The following is a 14,828-nucleotide window of genomic DNA, read 5'->3' as shown; positions in this document are numbered from 1 at the left end:
TACTGACCAAAGCCATTATGAAAAAACGGATCAAACAAGACTTTTTGTCCGGCATACTCAAACATTACCGCTTCGTTGCCCAGGTATGTGGAGGTCGCAACAGGTAAATTCGATTCAGCAACATGTGCGACCGGGACTTCTTTGTCACCTGACGGACTTGCAAAAGTTGCATTGGAAACTTTGGATGTTGGCCCATTTTGTGGCGTACAGGCCAGTAGCAGGCCGATTAAAATCAATAGTATTAATCTTGTGTATTCAGGCATTATCCTTATCCAATAATATTGTCGTCAAGCCGAGCAAGCACTTGGTGAAGCTTGATGAGTCAAACAGAATAAAGCCTTAGTGTATCAAGATTGTTGTAACACTTTGGAAGCGCAAAATAAATCGTGATGGTCACTGCTCCGGTTCTCAGAGTATCCAAGGTCGTGGCAAATAGGGCTATTTTCCTGTAAATCTGCCATGAATGACTGCAATCACAATTAAATTGTGATATAACATGCGACTTCGTTTAGCCGGAAATTAGGCATCTGGCAGACGATATCTCAAAAATTTATATCATCAAATAAAATTCAAAAGTGTGGAGTTGTAATCAATGTCAGGTAAATTCGAGCTGAAAAAATCAGCCAACGGCCAGTTTTATTTCAATTTAAAATCTTCCAACGGTCAAATTGTTTTGGCCAGCGAAATGTACAAAGCCAAAGCCAGTGCCTTGAATGGCATGAAGTCAATTTGTAATAATTGCAAAGATGACTCACGTTTTGTGCGAAAAAAATCCACCAATGGCAAACCGTTCTTTGTCTTGCGTGCCAAGAATCATCAGGTTATTGGTAAAAGCCAGATGTACAATTCGGGTAAAGCCATGGAAAATGGCATTGCCTCGGTAAAAAAGAATGCCGGAAAAGCCAAATTGGTAGACCTTACTGAAAAGTAAGCTGATCCAACAAGGTGAGTTAAGGGCATACTTCGGTATGCCTTTTTTGTTTCTGGTTTTGCCAATAAATATAAAAGGATGAAATGGAATGAAAAATTTTTATGCCTGTTTATTATGTTCAGTTTTGTTCGCGTGTACTGGTGTACCAAAAGGCTTGGAACCGGTTAAAGATTTTGATAGTGAAAAATACCTTGGCACCTGGTATGAGATCGCGCGCCTGGATCACAAGTTTGAACGCGGTTTAAGTCGGGTGCAAGCAACCTATAGAATAAGAGACAATGGGGGCATCGAAGTTATCAATCGAGGTTATTCCGAGGACCAGAAACAATGGCAAGTTGCCAAAGGCAAAGCATTTTTGAATGGCGCTGAAAATGAAGGACGCTTAAAGGTGAGTTTTTTTGGACCATTTTATGGCGGGTATAACATCCTGGTGCTTGATCCCGATTATCAATACGCAATGGTGGCCGGACCCGATCGTAATAATTTGTGGATTCTTGCTCGCACTAAAAATCTACCCGACAAGACCTTGCAAATGCTAATTCAGCAAGCCGGGAAGTGGGGATTTGCAACGGATGAATTGATTCTGGTTTCTCAGGCGGCTATTGAGTGAGCGGCTACTGAGTGATCGGCTAATGAGTGAAAATTTATGAGCAGCAAAGATAAAAAAAATTTCCATATGAGCAGCCAAGAATTCCGCCAACAAGGCTATGCCATGGTGGACTGGATTGCTGATTATTGGTCCCGTGTGGAAAAAATGCCGGTGTTGTCTCAAGCCGAACCAAACGCGATTTATAAGGCATTGCCGGATTCTGCTCCCCGGCAAGGTGAATCGCTTACCGCAGTCATGCAGGATATGGAAACGCTTATTCTTCCGGGCATCACGCATTGGCAGTCACCCAATTTTTTCGCTTATTTCCCAACCGGTGCCTCTGGCCCGTCCATTCTGGGGGATATGTTGTCGTCTGGTCTGGGGGTGCAAGGCATGTTGTGGTCCACCAGTCCGGCTTGCACCGAGCTTGAAATGAAAATGATGGACTGGTTGGTGCAGCTTCTCGGATTGCCGGAACATTACCTGTTGCAGAACGACGGTGGCGGGACCTTGCAAGATTCGGCGTCCAGCGGCTGTCTGGTTGCTCTATTGGCAGCGAGAGAAAAGGTTTCTAATTCGCGATTAAACAGCACAGGCGGGAATCAGGTAGATTCGAAAAAACTCGTCGCGTACATATCCACTCAAACCCATTCCTCACTGGAAAAAGCCATGATGATCTCGGGTCTGGGTACAGAGAATTTACGCAAGATTGATGTGGATTCTTCCTATTCCATGCGCACTGAATTATTGCAACAACAAATTACACAAGATAAAGCCGATGGTTATTTGCCCTTTTTTGTATGCGCGACCCTTGGCACAACCTCCTCGAATGGCATGGATGACCTGGTCACCGTTGGCAAGATCGCGAGCCAGGAAGAACTCTGGCTGCATGTTGATGCCGCAATGTCGGGAACGGCGGCAATTTGTCCAGAGTTTCGTGACATGCATAAAGGCATCGAAGGGGCTGACAGTTACAACTTCAATCCGCACAAATGGATGTTCACAAATTTCGATTGCTCCGCGCTGTTCGTTAAACACAAGGCCGACATTATCAACGCACTAAGCATTCTTCCGGAATATCTCAAGAATGCGGCCACCGAATCGGGAGCGGTTATTGATTACCGCGACTGGCAGATACCGTTGGGACGCCGTTTTCGTGCCTTAAAGTTGTGGTTTACCATTCGCCATTATGGCGTAGAAGGATTGCAACACCACATTCGTGAACATGTAGCGATCGCCCGGGAATTCGCCAGTTGGGTGGAAGCCTCCGACAAGTTTGAAATTGTCGCACCGCATCCCTTGAATTTGGTGTGCTTTCGTTTAAAAGGGTCCGATGCCGAGAACGCAGCGTTGTTAAATCGACTCAATGACTCCGGCAAAATGTATTTGACGCATACGAAGTTAGACGGTAATTACGTTTTACGTTTTTGTGTGGGGCAGGAACAAACCACTATGCAGCATGTAAAACAGGCTTGGGAGTTGATACAAACGTCGGCAAAACCATAGACAAGTCTGTCGAGAACCAGACTTGAGTTTTAATTCGGGATAGGCGCGTCGAGAGATTCCCAACACGCCTTGGAATTGTGCAATATCGATTAAACGATCTTTTTCATGTCCGCCATATGTCCGCGTAACACTGCACCAATCGTTTCAACCGGATGATTACGGATTGCGGCATTCACTTCGATCAATCTTGCATTATCCACGCCATTGTCACCGGATAAACCCTCGCCGATCACATCCGCTCTAATGTCTTGCATAAAGTCCGACAATAAAGGCAGGCAGGCGTGGTTATATAAATAACAACCGTATTCGGCGGTGTCGGAGATAGTTGCGTTCATCTCGTAGAGTTTTTTACGCGCAATGGTATTCGCGATCAACGGGGTTTCATGCAGGGATTCGTAATAGGCAGAATCATCTATAATCCCGGCCGAGGTCATAACCTCAAACGCCAGTTCTACACCTGCTTTGACCATGGCAACCATTAATATTCCCTTATCAAAAAATTCTTGTTCGGAAATTGTCATGTTCCCGTTAGGGGTTTTTTCAAACTCGGTTTCGGCGGTTTCAGCGCGCCAGCCCAAAAGTTTTTCATCGTCGTTGGCCCAGTCTTGCATCATGCCAGCCGAGAAGGCACCGGTCATGATGTCGTCCTGGTGTTTTTCATACAGCGGGCGCATGATGGTCTTCAAGTTTTCGGAAAGGTCATAGGCTTTTATTTTTGCAGGGTTGGATAAACGGTCCATCATATTGGTCACGCCGCCATACTTCATGGCTTCGGTGATGGTTTCCCAACCGTATTGAACGAGTTTGGATGCGTAACCCGGATCCACGCCTTCTTCAACCATTTTGTCGAAACACAGCAGAGAACCGGTTTGTAACATACCGCACAAAATAGTTTGCTCACCCATCAAGTCCGATTTCACTTCGGCAATAAACGATGACATCAATACCCCGGCACGATGCCCGCCAGTGCCAACTGCGTAGGCTTTAGCGAGTGCCAGTCCTTCGCCTCTGGGATCATTGTCTTCGTGTACGGCAATCAAGGTCGGTACACCAAAGCCACGCACATACTCGGCACGCACTTCCGAGCCCGGGCATTTGGGCGCGACCATGATCACGGTGATGTCATCACGAATTTGCATGCCTTCTTCAACAATATTAAAACCGTGCGAATAAGCCAGACAGGAGCCCTGCTGCATTAATGGCATGACCGCATTCACCACATTGGTATGTTGTTTGTCGGGGGTTAAATTCAACACCACGTCCGCGCTTGGGATCAATTCCTCATAGGTACCCACGGTAAAATCATTATCGGTCGCATTTTTAAACGACTGACGTTTTTCGGCGATCGCCCCGGCCCGCAAGGCGTAGGACACATCCAGACCCGAGTCACGTAAATTCAGTCCCTGATTAAGGCCTTGTGCGCCACAGCCGATGATGACCATTTTTTTACCCTTGAGCGCATTCACGCCATCGGGGAATTCGGATCTGTGCATAAAACGGCATTTGCCCAGTTCAGCGAGTTGGATTCTCAAAGGTAGGCTATTGAAATAATTGTTCGACATGGCGTGGATTCCTAAATGCATGAAAGCTGAAATAAATTAGGCGTCACTGTAGAGGTTTGTTTGTATTTCGTAAATTGATATATTTGCAAAATAATATCCCAATATATGCAATTTATTGAAAATATGAGATAAACTAGACCTATGAATCCAAGATTATTGACTCAATTTCTGGCCTTGGCCGATAACTTGCATTTTGGGCGAGCCAGTCTGGAAAGCCATGTGAGCATTTCGGCCTTGTCGCGAAATATCAAAAGTCTGGAACAAGCGGTGGGAGTTAGCCTGTTTCATCGCGATAATCGTTCGGTGGGTTTAACCCGGGAAGGGCAAAAATTCCAGATCTATGCGCGTGAAACCTTAGCTAACTGGAAGGCGATACAGTATGAACTGAGTGACAACAGTGAACAATTGAAAGGGGAGATCAGTGTGTACTGCTCGGTGACCGCGGCCTACACCATCTTGTTTGATCTGATGAATCGCTTTCGTTCCGGTTTTCCCGGCATCGATATCAAATTACATACCGGAAACCCTGACTATGCAATCAATCGCATTATCGACGGCAAAGAAGACATCACCATTGCAGCGCATCCCAATACATTGCCACGTGGTGTGGTGTTCAAGCCGATAACGATATCACCATTGTTGTTCATCACTTCGATCGACAGAAACGAAACTCAAGATGATGATTGGCTGAATGAACCCATGATCATGTCGGAAGGCGGTCTGGCCCGACAACGCGTGGATGCATTCTTTAAAGAGATGAACATAATGCCAAAAGTCTATGCACAAGTGGCCGGTTTCGAGGCGATTGTGAGTATGGTGAGCCTTGGATTAGGGGTAGGCGTTGTGCCCAAAATTGTTTTGGACAATAGCCCCATGGCAGACAGGGTTCGGGTGTTGAAGGTTAAACAAGCTCTAAAAGCTTATAACATTGGATTGTTCACACTGAAAAAGAATTTGAAAAATCCGATGGTGAAGGCGTTTTGGGAACTTGTTTAGAAATCAATCTTCCTTATAAAACATAAACTCGATCTCAACCGCTGCACCTAAAGGCAATGCCGCAACGCCAACGGCCGCACGCGTTGGTGGACGTTGATCTTCGGAAAACACTTCTTCCCAGGCTTTGTTGACTAACGGGAATTCGCTCATGTCGGCGATGAACACATTGGCCGATATCAGGTCATCCAGGGTTAGATCAAAGTCGGGCATAAAGCCGATCAGGTTTTTGAGTATTTGTCGGGTCTCTGCTTCCGTGCCGCCAGCTATCACTTTGTTACTGGAGTCCGTTCCAATCAGGCCAGCCGTTTTATAGAATGGACCCGCTTTAACCAATGCCGAATATCGAAAATGTGGTGGCGGCAAATTTTTGGAAGAGAGGGCTTTGATCATAGGATTTCCTGATATGTGTTTTCTAAGGATGAGAAAAAGAATTATAGCCCTTTCTCATGATTCGAAGTTTGTCTTAAAAAATTTAAAAACCCTCAAAATCTCTTGGTTTATCAGGTCACCAGGAGTACATTAAAGGGTCAGGAGTGCTGCTTTATCTGATTTGAAATAAATGACCAACCAAGAAGCAAGAATATTTTTGGTCATTGCAGGTGTCATAGAACGATAAGATATTGATTTTTATATATTAAATCGATTTGTTGCCGAATCAGGTAGGGCCTTGGGACAAGGGTCCAGAAATGAGTAATTTATTTACCGAACTAAAAAGACGTAACGTATTTCGCGTTGCCGCGGCCTATCTGGTGATCGGATGGCTAATTCTACAAGTGGCCAATACTCTGGTTCCAATTCTTGAAATTTCTCCAGACGTTTCAAAGATCATAGTGTTGTTATTATTTTTGGGATTTATTCCAGCGGTTTTTTTTAGTTGGGCATTTGAGATCACGCCCGAAGGCATTAAAAAAGAAAAGCATGTTATTCGTGATGATTCCATCACTCACATTACCGCCAAAAAACTTGATTACATCACATTGCTCGCGGCTTTCGGCGTGTTGGGACTTTTTGTGTATCAACAAATACAGTCATCGACACCGACCTTTTCTTTAGAGCCCGAAACTTCTAACAAGATGTCCATGGGAATAAACAACGGCACAAGATCCAGTTCTATACATTCTGCGGGCGGGTTAGACGAAGAGGCGCTTGGGAAAGATGTTGTTGTTCATGAAAAATCGATTGCGGTGTTGCCTTTTGTGAACATGAGTGAGGATATTAAAAACGAATATTTTTCCGATGGCATTACCGAAGAAATACTCAACGCCTTAACCAAAATAACCAAACTCAAAGTCGCATCGCGCACAAGCTCATTTACATTCAAAGGGCGTAATATTGATTTACGTCAGGTTGGTGAAAAACTTGGCGTGGCACATATTCTTGAAGGCTCGGTGCGTAAACAGGGAGACCAGGTACGCATAACCGCACAATTGATCCAGGCAGCAGACGGTTTTCATTTGTGGTCAGAAACTTATGACGGCACCCTGGAAAATATTTTTGATCTGCAGGAAAATATTTCGCGCGCGATTGCCATTGAACTGAAACTGATCCTGGATGCCGATGATACTCCACGCCTGGCGAAACGGCTGACGCCCAATAAACAAGCTTATGATTTATTTTTACAAGGTCGTGAACTGGCCAGAAAAGTTTGGGGTCAAGATACTTTACCCAAAGCCATTCGTTTACTGGAACAGGCCATCGAACTTGATCCCGAATTTGCCGAAGCCTGGAACTGGTTATCAATCGCTAATTTACTTTTACCACAGCATCTACCCGTTGATGACCAGACTCCGTATATTCAGGCATCAGAAAAAGCGGCATTAAAAGGCATAGAACTCGGCCCGGAACTGGCCGAAGGATACTCTCTACTCGGCAGTAATCGATTTTTACAACGCGACATGGTTAATGGTCTCGAACTAGTCGAGAAAGCGTATCGCATTAAACCCAACGAACCCTTGAATATATTTAACCAGGGCTTTTACCGTGCAGTGCTTGGCCAGACCGAACGAGCCATTCCGTTTATTGAAACGGCGCTTAAAGAGGATCCGTTCAATGGGAGCTGGGTACATAATCTGGCCTGGGCCGAGATTGCCGCAGGTAATTATGAAAAAGCCGAACAACTGGCCAGACGCAGTGTAGAGCTTGGTTACGGTATTGCAGTATTTACTGTGGCCGAGTGTTTTATGCTGCGCGGTGACAGTCAGGGGAGCATCGACTATCTTAATAGTATTTACCAGCATGTCAGTGCTTATTCAGTGCATTTTCAAAATCGTCAGGTATGGGATATGGCATTGTTGGCCATGTTCACAAAAGACCAGCAGGCCAGACAGGGTGTAAGTGATTATTTAACGCAATATTTAAATTCGCCGCAGGGAGTTGCGGATATTGCCAGCGTAGGAGGCTTTCACCTGGTTGGCGAGCCGGCAAAATTCATGCAAGTTTACGAACAGAATAAATTTGCCGGGGGTTCTTTTGTGCTCACCCGCATCTGGAATGATCGTGAAGACTCGAAAAAATTAAGACAACACCCTGACTTTCAGGGCTTTGCCCAAAGAATCGGATTACTCGATGCCTGGGAGAAATACGGATGGCCGGATAAATGCCGGCCGCCACCGGAGACTGTGGAAACCACTGATCTGTTTTATTGTGATTAGGGAGCTTTATTGCACAATTATCGACAATGCAAATTTGCAAAAAATCAAGCTGCCAGGTAAGGCTTTCAGATAAGCCTTTCGGATAAGCCTTCCGGATAAGCATTTAACTGAAATATTTTCCAATAAAAATAATTCCTGTATATTACCGCCATTCATCCCTCAAACTCTTCAGGTCGAATTCTTCTATTCCCAGAAATGCTCAATTACCTTAAAAACGTACTCAAACACCAGCCGCCGGACTGGTTAGATCTCACTACCCACAGACTCGATATCTACAACGAATCTCTGGCGAAAGTCGAGTTTATCCAAGCGTTTGAGAACCTGGCAAAGAAAAATATCTCGGACACCGATGCCCTGGCGAATCTACCCACCGCTTACGATTACATCCGTTTAGGTCATCCACTGTCTTCTCTGCTTGAATGGGTAGTTGCACAATTGCACAGCGTGCCAACCAAGAATGTCATCAGTTTTGGTTCGACCAGCATGCCGCTGTTGGCAATTTTAAGAAAGAATTTATTAGCCAATAAAAAAACCCGAATTCTCTATACCGATACCTTACCTGAATATTTTGATAGCGAGTTATTGAAGGGAATTTATGGGTATTCCTTTGAGCTGGAAAAAGTACACAAGCTTCAAGACCTTCCAGCATTTAACGGCAGTACGGTGCTCATCACTGACAAAAAGGATATCTGCCATTTCAGCCTTACAGGTGAGATTGATTTCTTCATCAACTTTCATCTTGAATATGGCAGTATTATTTTAGTTAACACTGAGCAGAATGACGCCTATATCGCCGAGATTCAACATGTGCGACGTCGCGAAACCATAGCGATGACGCCGGCTAATTGTAATCTGGTGTTAAAAAACCTGGTTGACCTGCCGGCTACGGATGACAGTAAAAGCCGTGTTGTAAAAAACAAGGCTGCTGTACTTAAGGCGATTAAAAACATTGTCGGGATCGAGAGCAAAGCACTCGTTGGGTCAAGCGGGTTGTCAATCCAGTATGCGATCTTGATGGGCTTGATCCATGACGCCGCAGAAAAGCATCCAGGCAAGGACATCAAGATCATTGTTCCACCAAATTGTTATGGCGGCACCAATGATCAGGCGAGACGCGTTGCGGCCTGTATTCATAATGCTGAAGTGCTGGATCTCCCGGTTGACGGTGGTAATGATATGTCGCAAGGCATCAACAGCATTTTGGAGCATGTGGCCGAGCTCGATGCTGTGCCTTTCATCATTGCCGAGATACCAACCAATCCGCGCGTTGAAGTGCCGGACTTGAACCAACTGCAACAGGCGCTTGGCAGAATTCGGCAATGCCCGACCGGTGAACCCGCAGTTGAGCCGGTTTTCATTCTGGACCAAACTTTTTGTCCAAATGTTCGTTTTCTGCGTGATAAGGACAGGCTCGCACATGTGCGAACGATCTCTTATGTGAGTGGTTCCAAGTTTCCAAGTGGTGGTAAATGTACGTCGGGCTATTGTGTGGGCAACAAAAAGGCCGACAGCCTGATGCAAAAAATTGAAACCCACCTTAAGCTTTGCGACAATCAGGCAACACCCTTACAACTGGAAATTCTGGCTGAACAAATGCCGTCAATGAATCAACGCATTCAGGCTGCGTATGAAAATACGCGAGAATTGGTAAACTACATTCAAACGGTATTGCCCGACGCAAAAATTAATTTTGTGTCCGAAGCATTGGCCAGCCAGGGATTTACGCCTTCGGTTTTTTCTCTCGATCTGCCAAGCAAAGGTAAAACGACAGAGGAAAAAGAATCCTATAAACGCAGTTTGAATCACAAACTCATCCACATGATGATCACAGAGATCCCCAAGGAAAGTAAATACTGCGTCAGCTACGGCCAATTAAAAGGCTGTTATTGGACGATTCCGGCAACTTCTACTCAAGGCACCACCAAAGAAGACGACAAAGACTACATCGTCAGGGTTGCAGTGTCTCCGGATCTGGATCTGGAACGACACAAGCAAGTATTTTTGGAGTTTACACAATGTATGTAAGTCAATAACGGGAACAGCATGTTATTCAGACGCGTCAAACAACACATCCAAAACGAAAACTGGTTTGCGGTTTTTATCGATTTTCTCATTGTAGTCATCGGTGTATACATTGGTATTCAGTTAGGCAACTGGAATGAAGCCAGAGCAGAGGCTGATGAATATCAAAGGGCGCTGGCAAGATTCAGTGCAGAAATTAATACTAATCTGGCCACTTTGGATAATCTGGATAAAGAGATAGTTAATTACCTTAATATTGGCTCTAAAGCGTTTGATACATTACTTAAGTGTGAGGACAGTCCGGAAAACCGGAAAATTGTTAATACCGGATTAACCGCCATAACCGGCACTTATGGGTTGAGCATTCGCAGTTCGGCGCTTAATGAATTAACCAGCTCAGAAACCTTGCTCTCGCAACAATCGGCAACGGAACGCGAGCGTTTTAATCAAACCAAGTTCTATCTGGACCTGGTTACACGGGAAGCAAGTTTTATAGAAACCATACCGCTCGAAGAACGCGTGCAAAATAATCCGATTATTGTAATCGGCGAAGTGTTTGAAGGGAATGTAACCTATACAGGAGCGGACTTTTCCCGCAAGCAGCGCACCTTAGAACTCGGTGTTCCATTGAGTGAAGCCTGTAAAAACGATGAATTGATCAAATCGTTCTACACCTGGGAGCGCTGGCAAGGTGTTTTACCGACACTGTCTCGACTTATTCGTAAGGAACTTGAGCAAAGCAAACAGATTTTAGAAAAACCGGAGTAAGACATGCTTAGAAAAATATTGGCAGTAATAACAGGCGTCGTGATCGGCGTACTGGGTATCAGTCTCGTTCAGGCGATCTCGGGTCAAATGTATCCCTGGCCAGAAGGTCTCGACTATAACGACAAAGAGGCCTTTGTAGCGTTTGTGAAAACTCTGCCCACCGGAGCCTTTTTGATGGTCATATTAAGTTACATTGTTGGCAGTTTTTTTGGTGGCATGGCGGCAACCGCGGTCGCAAAAGAAAAATATGTGCCTGCTCTTATCGTCGGATTTGCACTGACCATTGCCGGGGTGATGAATGCCATAGCGGTTCCACAACCTTTGTGGGTTTCAATTATTTCTGTATTGGTGTTTTTCCCGTTCGTGTATTTGGGGGCGAAAGTATTCCCAATTAAATCTTCTTAGCAAAGGCCAATACCCTCACCCCGACCTCTCCCAGAGGGAGAGGGAGTAAAGACGAAAATTATTTAAGGCCCTTTCCCTGTGGGAGAGGATTCAGGTGAGGGCAGCCGGGTTAAAGTAGATACACACCAATCGTGAGCAGCGATCAATAATGCGTATCGTACATTTGTGCTCGCATAAACTCGCGTAAATCATCAGGCCTTGGTTCTTGCGTAACGCCTTGCTCATACAGTTTCTCAGCCACTTTCACCGCGATACTTAAAGACACTTCGCGAATGTCTTGCAAGTTTGGATACAGCGTTGAGGTTTCAAGATGATGCTCGCCGATCAGGCTAGCCAATGCTTTGGCAGCAGTTAAGAAGATTTCGTCATCAATCCTGGTGGCTTTACAAGCAACCGCGCCTAAGCCTACGCCCGGGAAGATGTAGGCATTATTCCCTTGACCGGGGATGTAATTCTTTCCTTTCCATTCAAAGGCCGGAAACGGACTGCCGCTCGCAAATATAGCTTTACCGTCGCTCCAGGTATAGGCTTCTGCGGCGGTACACTCAGCGCGCGAAGTGGGGTTGGACAAGGCAAATATGGTCGGGCGTTCATTCAACTCGCACATCAACTCCACCACTTCGCGGGTAAAGGTACCCGGCGTGCCGGTCGCGCCAATCAACACATGCGGTTTGATATCGGCGATGGCTTCCATCAGGTTCATGCGCGGGTGTTCGTGGGCAAAAGGTTTCTTATGCGCCGCCAGGTCATCGCGTTCTTTGACCACCAGGCCACCGCGGTCCAAAAACCATAAGCGTTGCATGGCTTCTTCTTTAGACAGACCTTCTTCAACCAGGGCGCTGGCGATCAAGTCTCCAATCCCGGTCGCTGCCGACCCGGCACCCAGGAACATAACGCGCAAGTCTTTAAAATCCAGACCACTGATACGAGTCGAGGCATACAAGCCCGCCAAAGACACCGCTGCAGTACCCTGGATATCGTCATTAAAGGAAAGGATCTTGTCACGATAGGTATCCAGCAAGGTGTAAGCGTTCTCGGTTTGAAAATCTTCGAATTGCACCAGTACATTGGGGTATTTCTTTTTCACCGCAGTGATAAATTCGTCCATTAACTCGAAATAGGCGTCGCCGCTTAGGCGTTTGTGCGGATAGCCGAGATAGATCGGATCATTCAAAAGCTCTTCATTGTTAGTGCCAACATCAAACATGACTGGCATGCAGCGCTGCGGGTCGATCCCGGCGCAGGCGGTGTACAAAGCGAGTTTACCAATGGGAATTCCCATGCCATTGGCACCGAGGTCTCCCAGACCCAAAATGCGTTGCCCGTCGGTTACCACGATCACTTGCACGTCTTTGTCTGGCCAGTTATCCAGAATCTTATCAATCTCGCCTTTGTCGTCCGGGGTTATATAAAAACCCTTGGGCATACGAAAAATGTGGGCAAACTCTTTACACGCCTGTCCCACAGTCGGGGTATATATCAAGGGCATTATTTCATTAAAATTTTCCGTGACAATCCGGTAAAAGAGTTTTTCAGCACGCATTTGCAGCGACAGCAAAAAAACATACTTATCAATGTCGGTTGACTTGCGACGTAAATTTGCCAGAACCCGGTCGATCTGGTTTTCCTGGGTATTAACTCGATAAGGCAAAAGCCCGCGAATTCCGAGTGCTTCACGTTCGGCGTGTGTGAAGGCCGAGGATTTATTCAGGACGGCATCTTTAAGAACGTCGTATCCGGTTTTATTAGTATTCATTTTATTCCCATTATTTTTTCCACAGCTCATGCCATTCCAGAGGTACATCGCCACGATGCTGATTGCGTTCGGCATAGGTACTGGGGAGTTTGTCTTGTTGCAAAAATGTATAAGTGAGCATAAAGGCGAAACTTGTCATCAAGGCCGAGAAAATTGCGGTTAACTCACCCGCAGCAGCCGGCATGCCAAATTTTTGTTGAACAAGAAATACCGCAATTCCACCAGATAATACAAGTAAATTGATCATAACCAGCATGAAAATTATCCAGCCAGGCAGGCGTTGCCATATGGACCACAAACCTTGTTTAAGCCCAAAGCTGTGGATATAGACCAGTAGGCCGAATACGCAAAGGGCTGCCAGCGGGAGTAATAAATAATTTTGTGCAGCAAGCAAATTAGTCAAAACGAGACTGTCGTAGCCGATGAACACACCCATCATGCTTACCTGGCTTAATATCAGCATAGCAAACAATACGATTAACAAGAATTTGATTGCACGATTCATAGTAAGAATAAGCGTGTGGAAATTCAGCTTAATACGGACGGCTATTCGGCTGGATGTATCCGGTTTTGTACAACACGAACATCAGCCCAATAAAGAAAAATGATAACAACACCCGGACCATGAGTGATTTCATCATTTTTTCCGAGCTGCCTTTGTCGGTGAGCATTTGCACCAGGGCAGAGCCCAGACTAATGACGATGGCGAGGAGTATAATGAACAATAAAAATTTGATTCCCATACCGACATTATACGACCATTAAGCGATGCGCGATTTATTCTCAAAATTTATAACAAGCCGCCGTTTTCAGCCGAGCCTATTGCCAAGCCTGGCCTATATTGTGTTGTTGGCGCTGTTATTGTCACTCGGGCAATGGCAACTCGAGCGCGCGGAGGAAAAAACCGGCTTATTTTCCGCTTTTGCATCGGGAGATACCCAGGCAATTGACTTGAAAAATGCGCTCAGACAGTCCGAGCCTCGCTATCAACGCATAAAGCTTTCCGGTCACTTTGTGAGTGAACAGCAGTATTTACTGGACAATATCGTCCGCAAAGGCCAGATCGGGCTGCAGGTCATGACCCCGTTTAAAAAAGACGATGGAAAAACCCTGATCGTTAACCGCGGCTGGATTCCCCTGGCGCTCAGGCACGCACCCGCGTCAGAATTAAATCAGGCGTTGAATATTTCATCACAAAAAATGACTGTTAGCGGCCGTCTCGACAAACTCTTGCGTCCCGGATTGCAGCTCGACACTCAAATACCTGACACTTTGTATCCGAAAATCGTACAATTTCCAACCTTTGAACAGTTTGAGGCCGATCTTGGCACACAATTGGTGCCCTGGCAGATACTTCTGGACGCCGAACAAGAGAATCCACTGGTTAAAGGTTTTGTACGCGAATGGACACCACACGAAATGGGGCCAGAACGACACATCGGCTATGCCGTGCAATGGTTTGCCCTGGCCTTAACCTTGAGTATTATTTACATCGTATTAACTTTTAAACCCAGGCCCGTTCCAGAGGCTGAAAGCAAAAACCCAGATAAACCGACAATATGAATAATTCGAACGACCCGACAAATAATCATTCAATGCCCCCTGTAGATCTTGAGCAACAAAAACGCGGACGACGTTTATT

15 protein-coding genes are annotated in these 14,828 nt (G+C 45.7%); 9 read left to right on the top strand and 6 right to left on the bottom strand.

Annotation, left to right across the window (positions count from 1 at the left end):
* Window positions 1–236, bottom strand: a 236-nt coding sequence (locus HKN88_06805; GenBank protein ID NNC97767.1) for a hypothetical protein, incomplete at its 3' end; no start/stop codon positions are given.
* A gap of 356 nt (window positions 237–592) precedes the next feature.
* Here HKN88_06805 and HKN88_06800 point away from each other — a divergent pair.
* From HKN88_06800 to HKN88_06790, 3 genes are all read left to right on the top strand, one after another.
* Window positions 593–931 carry a YegP family protein gene (locus HKN88_06800; protein ID NNC97766.1) on the top strand — a complete coding sequence of 113 codons (339 nt, stop codon included), beginning with the start codon at window positions 593–595 and terminating at the stop codon, window positions 929–931.
* Between the two features lie 88 nt (window positions 932–1,019).
* The gene (locus HKN88_06795; GenBank protein ID NNC97765.1) at window positions 1,020–1,541 is read left to right on the top strand and encodes a lipocalin; all 522 of its coding nucleotides are present in this window, start codon (window positions 1,020–1,022) and stop codon (window positions 1,539–1,541) included.
* Between the two features lie 66 nt (window positions 1,542–1,607).
* Complete coding sequence (locus tag HKN88_06790) at window positions 1,608–3,026, top strand: aspartate aminotransferase family protein (protein NNC97764.1); 1,419 nt, start codon at window positions 1,608–1,610, stop codon at window positions 3,024–3,026.
* 89 nt (window positions 3,027–3,115) lie between these two features.
* Here the strand turns inward: HKN88_06790 and ilvC are convergent, their stop codons facing one another.
* On the bottom strand, window positions 3,116–4,588 hold the full coding sequence (ilvC, locus tag HKN88_06785; GenBank protein ID NNC97763.1) for a ketol-acid reductoisomerase: 1,473 nt from the start codon (window positions 4,586–4,588) through the stop codon (window positions 3,116–3,118).
* Window positions 4,589–4,729: 141 nt separating this feature from the next.
* Between ilvC and ilvY the strand changes: the two genes are divergently transcribed.
* Complete coding sequence (gene ilvY / locus HKN88_06780) at window positions 4,730–5,584, top strand: HTH-type transcriptional activator IlvY (GenBank protein NNC97762.1); 855 nt, start codon at window positions 4,730–4,732, stop codon at window positions 5,582–5,584.
* Between the two features lie 3 nt (window positions 5,585–5,587).
* On the opposite strand, the gene HKN88_06775 is transcribed toward ilvY, so the two are convergent.
* Window positions 5,588–5,974, bottom strand: a complete 387-nt coding sequence (locus HKN88_06775; protein ID NNC97761.1) for a RidA family protein — start codon at window positions 5,972–5,974, stop codon at window positions 5,588–5,590.
* A gap of 296 nt (window positions 5,975–6,270) precedes the next feature.
* Between HKN88_06775 and HKN88_06770 the strand changes: the two genes are divergently transcribed.
* The 4 genes from HKN88_06770 to HKN88_06755 all read left to right on the top strand — a co-directional run bounded on the left by HKN88_06770 (window position 6,271) and on the right by HKN88_06755 (window position 11,430).
* Window positions 6,271–8,235: a tetratricopeptide repeat protein gene (locus HKN88_06770; protein ID NNC97760.1), complete on the top strand. Its 1,965-nt coding sequence runs from the start codon at window positions 6,271–6,273 to the stop codon at window positions 8,233–8,235.
* A gap of 195 nt (window positions 8,236–8,430) precedes the next feature.
* A complete protein-coding gene (locus HKN88_06765; protein NNC97759.1) occupies window positions 8,431–10,260 on the top strand; it encodes a cystathionine beta-synthase in 1,830 nt (609 codons plus the stop codon).
* An 18-nt stretch (window positions 10,261–10,278) separates the two neighbouring features.
* Window positions 10,279–11,025, top strand: coding sequence for a hypothetical protein (locus HKN88_06760; GenBank protein NNC97758.1), 747 nt, complete (start codon window positions 10,279–10,281; stop codon window positions 11,023–11,025).
* A gap of 3 nt (window positions 11,026–11,028) precedes the next feature.
* On the top strand, window positions 11,029–11,430 hold the full coding sequence (locus HKN88_06755; GenBank protein ID NNC97757.1) for a hypothetical protein: 402 nt from the start codon (window positions 11,029–11,031) through the stop codon (window positions 11,428–11,430).
* Window positions 11,431–11,572: 142 nt separating this feature from the next.
* Here HKN88_06755 and HKN88_06750 read toward each other — a convergent pair whose 3' ends face one another.
* The 3 genes from HKN88_06750 to HKN88_06740 are packed head-to-tail and all read right to left on the bottom strand — an operon-like array spanning window position 11,573 to window position 13,929.
* Entirely contained in the window at window positions 11,573–13,186 is a 1,614-nt protein-coding gene (locus HKN88_06750; GenBank protein NNC97756.1) for an NAD-dependent malic enzyme, read from the bottom strand.
* A gap of 10 nt (window positions 13,187–13,196) precedes the next feature.
* On the bottom strand, window positions 13,197–13,691 hold the full coding sequence (locus HKN88_06745; GenBank protein NNC97755.1) for a hypothetical protein: 495 nt from the start codon (window positions 13,689–13,691) through the stop codon (window positions 13,197–13,199).
* 28 nt (window positions 13,692–13,719) lie between these two features.
* Window positions 13,720–13,929 (bottom strand): twin transmembrane helix small protein, encoded by a 210-nt coding sequence (locus HKN88_06740; GenBank protein ID NNC97754.1) that lies wholly within the window; start codon window positions 13,927–13,929, stop codon window positions 13,720–13,722.
* Window positions 13,930–13,954: 25 nt separating this feature from the next.
* Between HKN88_06740 and HKN88_06735 the strand changes: the two genes are divergently transcribed.
* A complete protein-coding gene (locus HKN88_06735; protein NNC97753.1) occupies window positions 13,955–14,749 on the top strand; it encodes an SURF1 family protein in 795 nt (264 codons plus the stop codon).
* The last annotated feature ends 79 nt before the right edge of the window (window positions 14,750–14,828 follow it).

The sequence above is a fragment of the Gammaproteobacteria bacterium genome (assembly GCA_013001575.1).
Taxonomy (GTDB): domain Bacteria; phylum Pseudomonadota; class Gammaproteobacteria; order Steroidobacterales; family JABDMI01; genus JABDMI01.
This window is presented reverse-complemented; position numbering and strand designations above follow the sequence as displayed.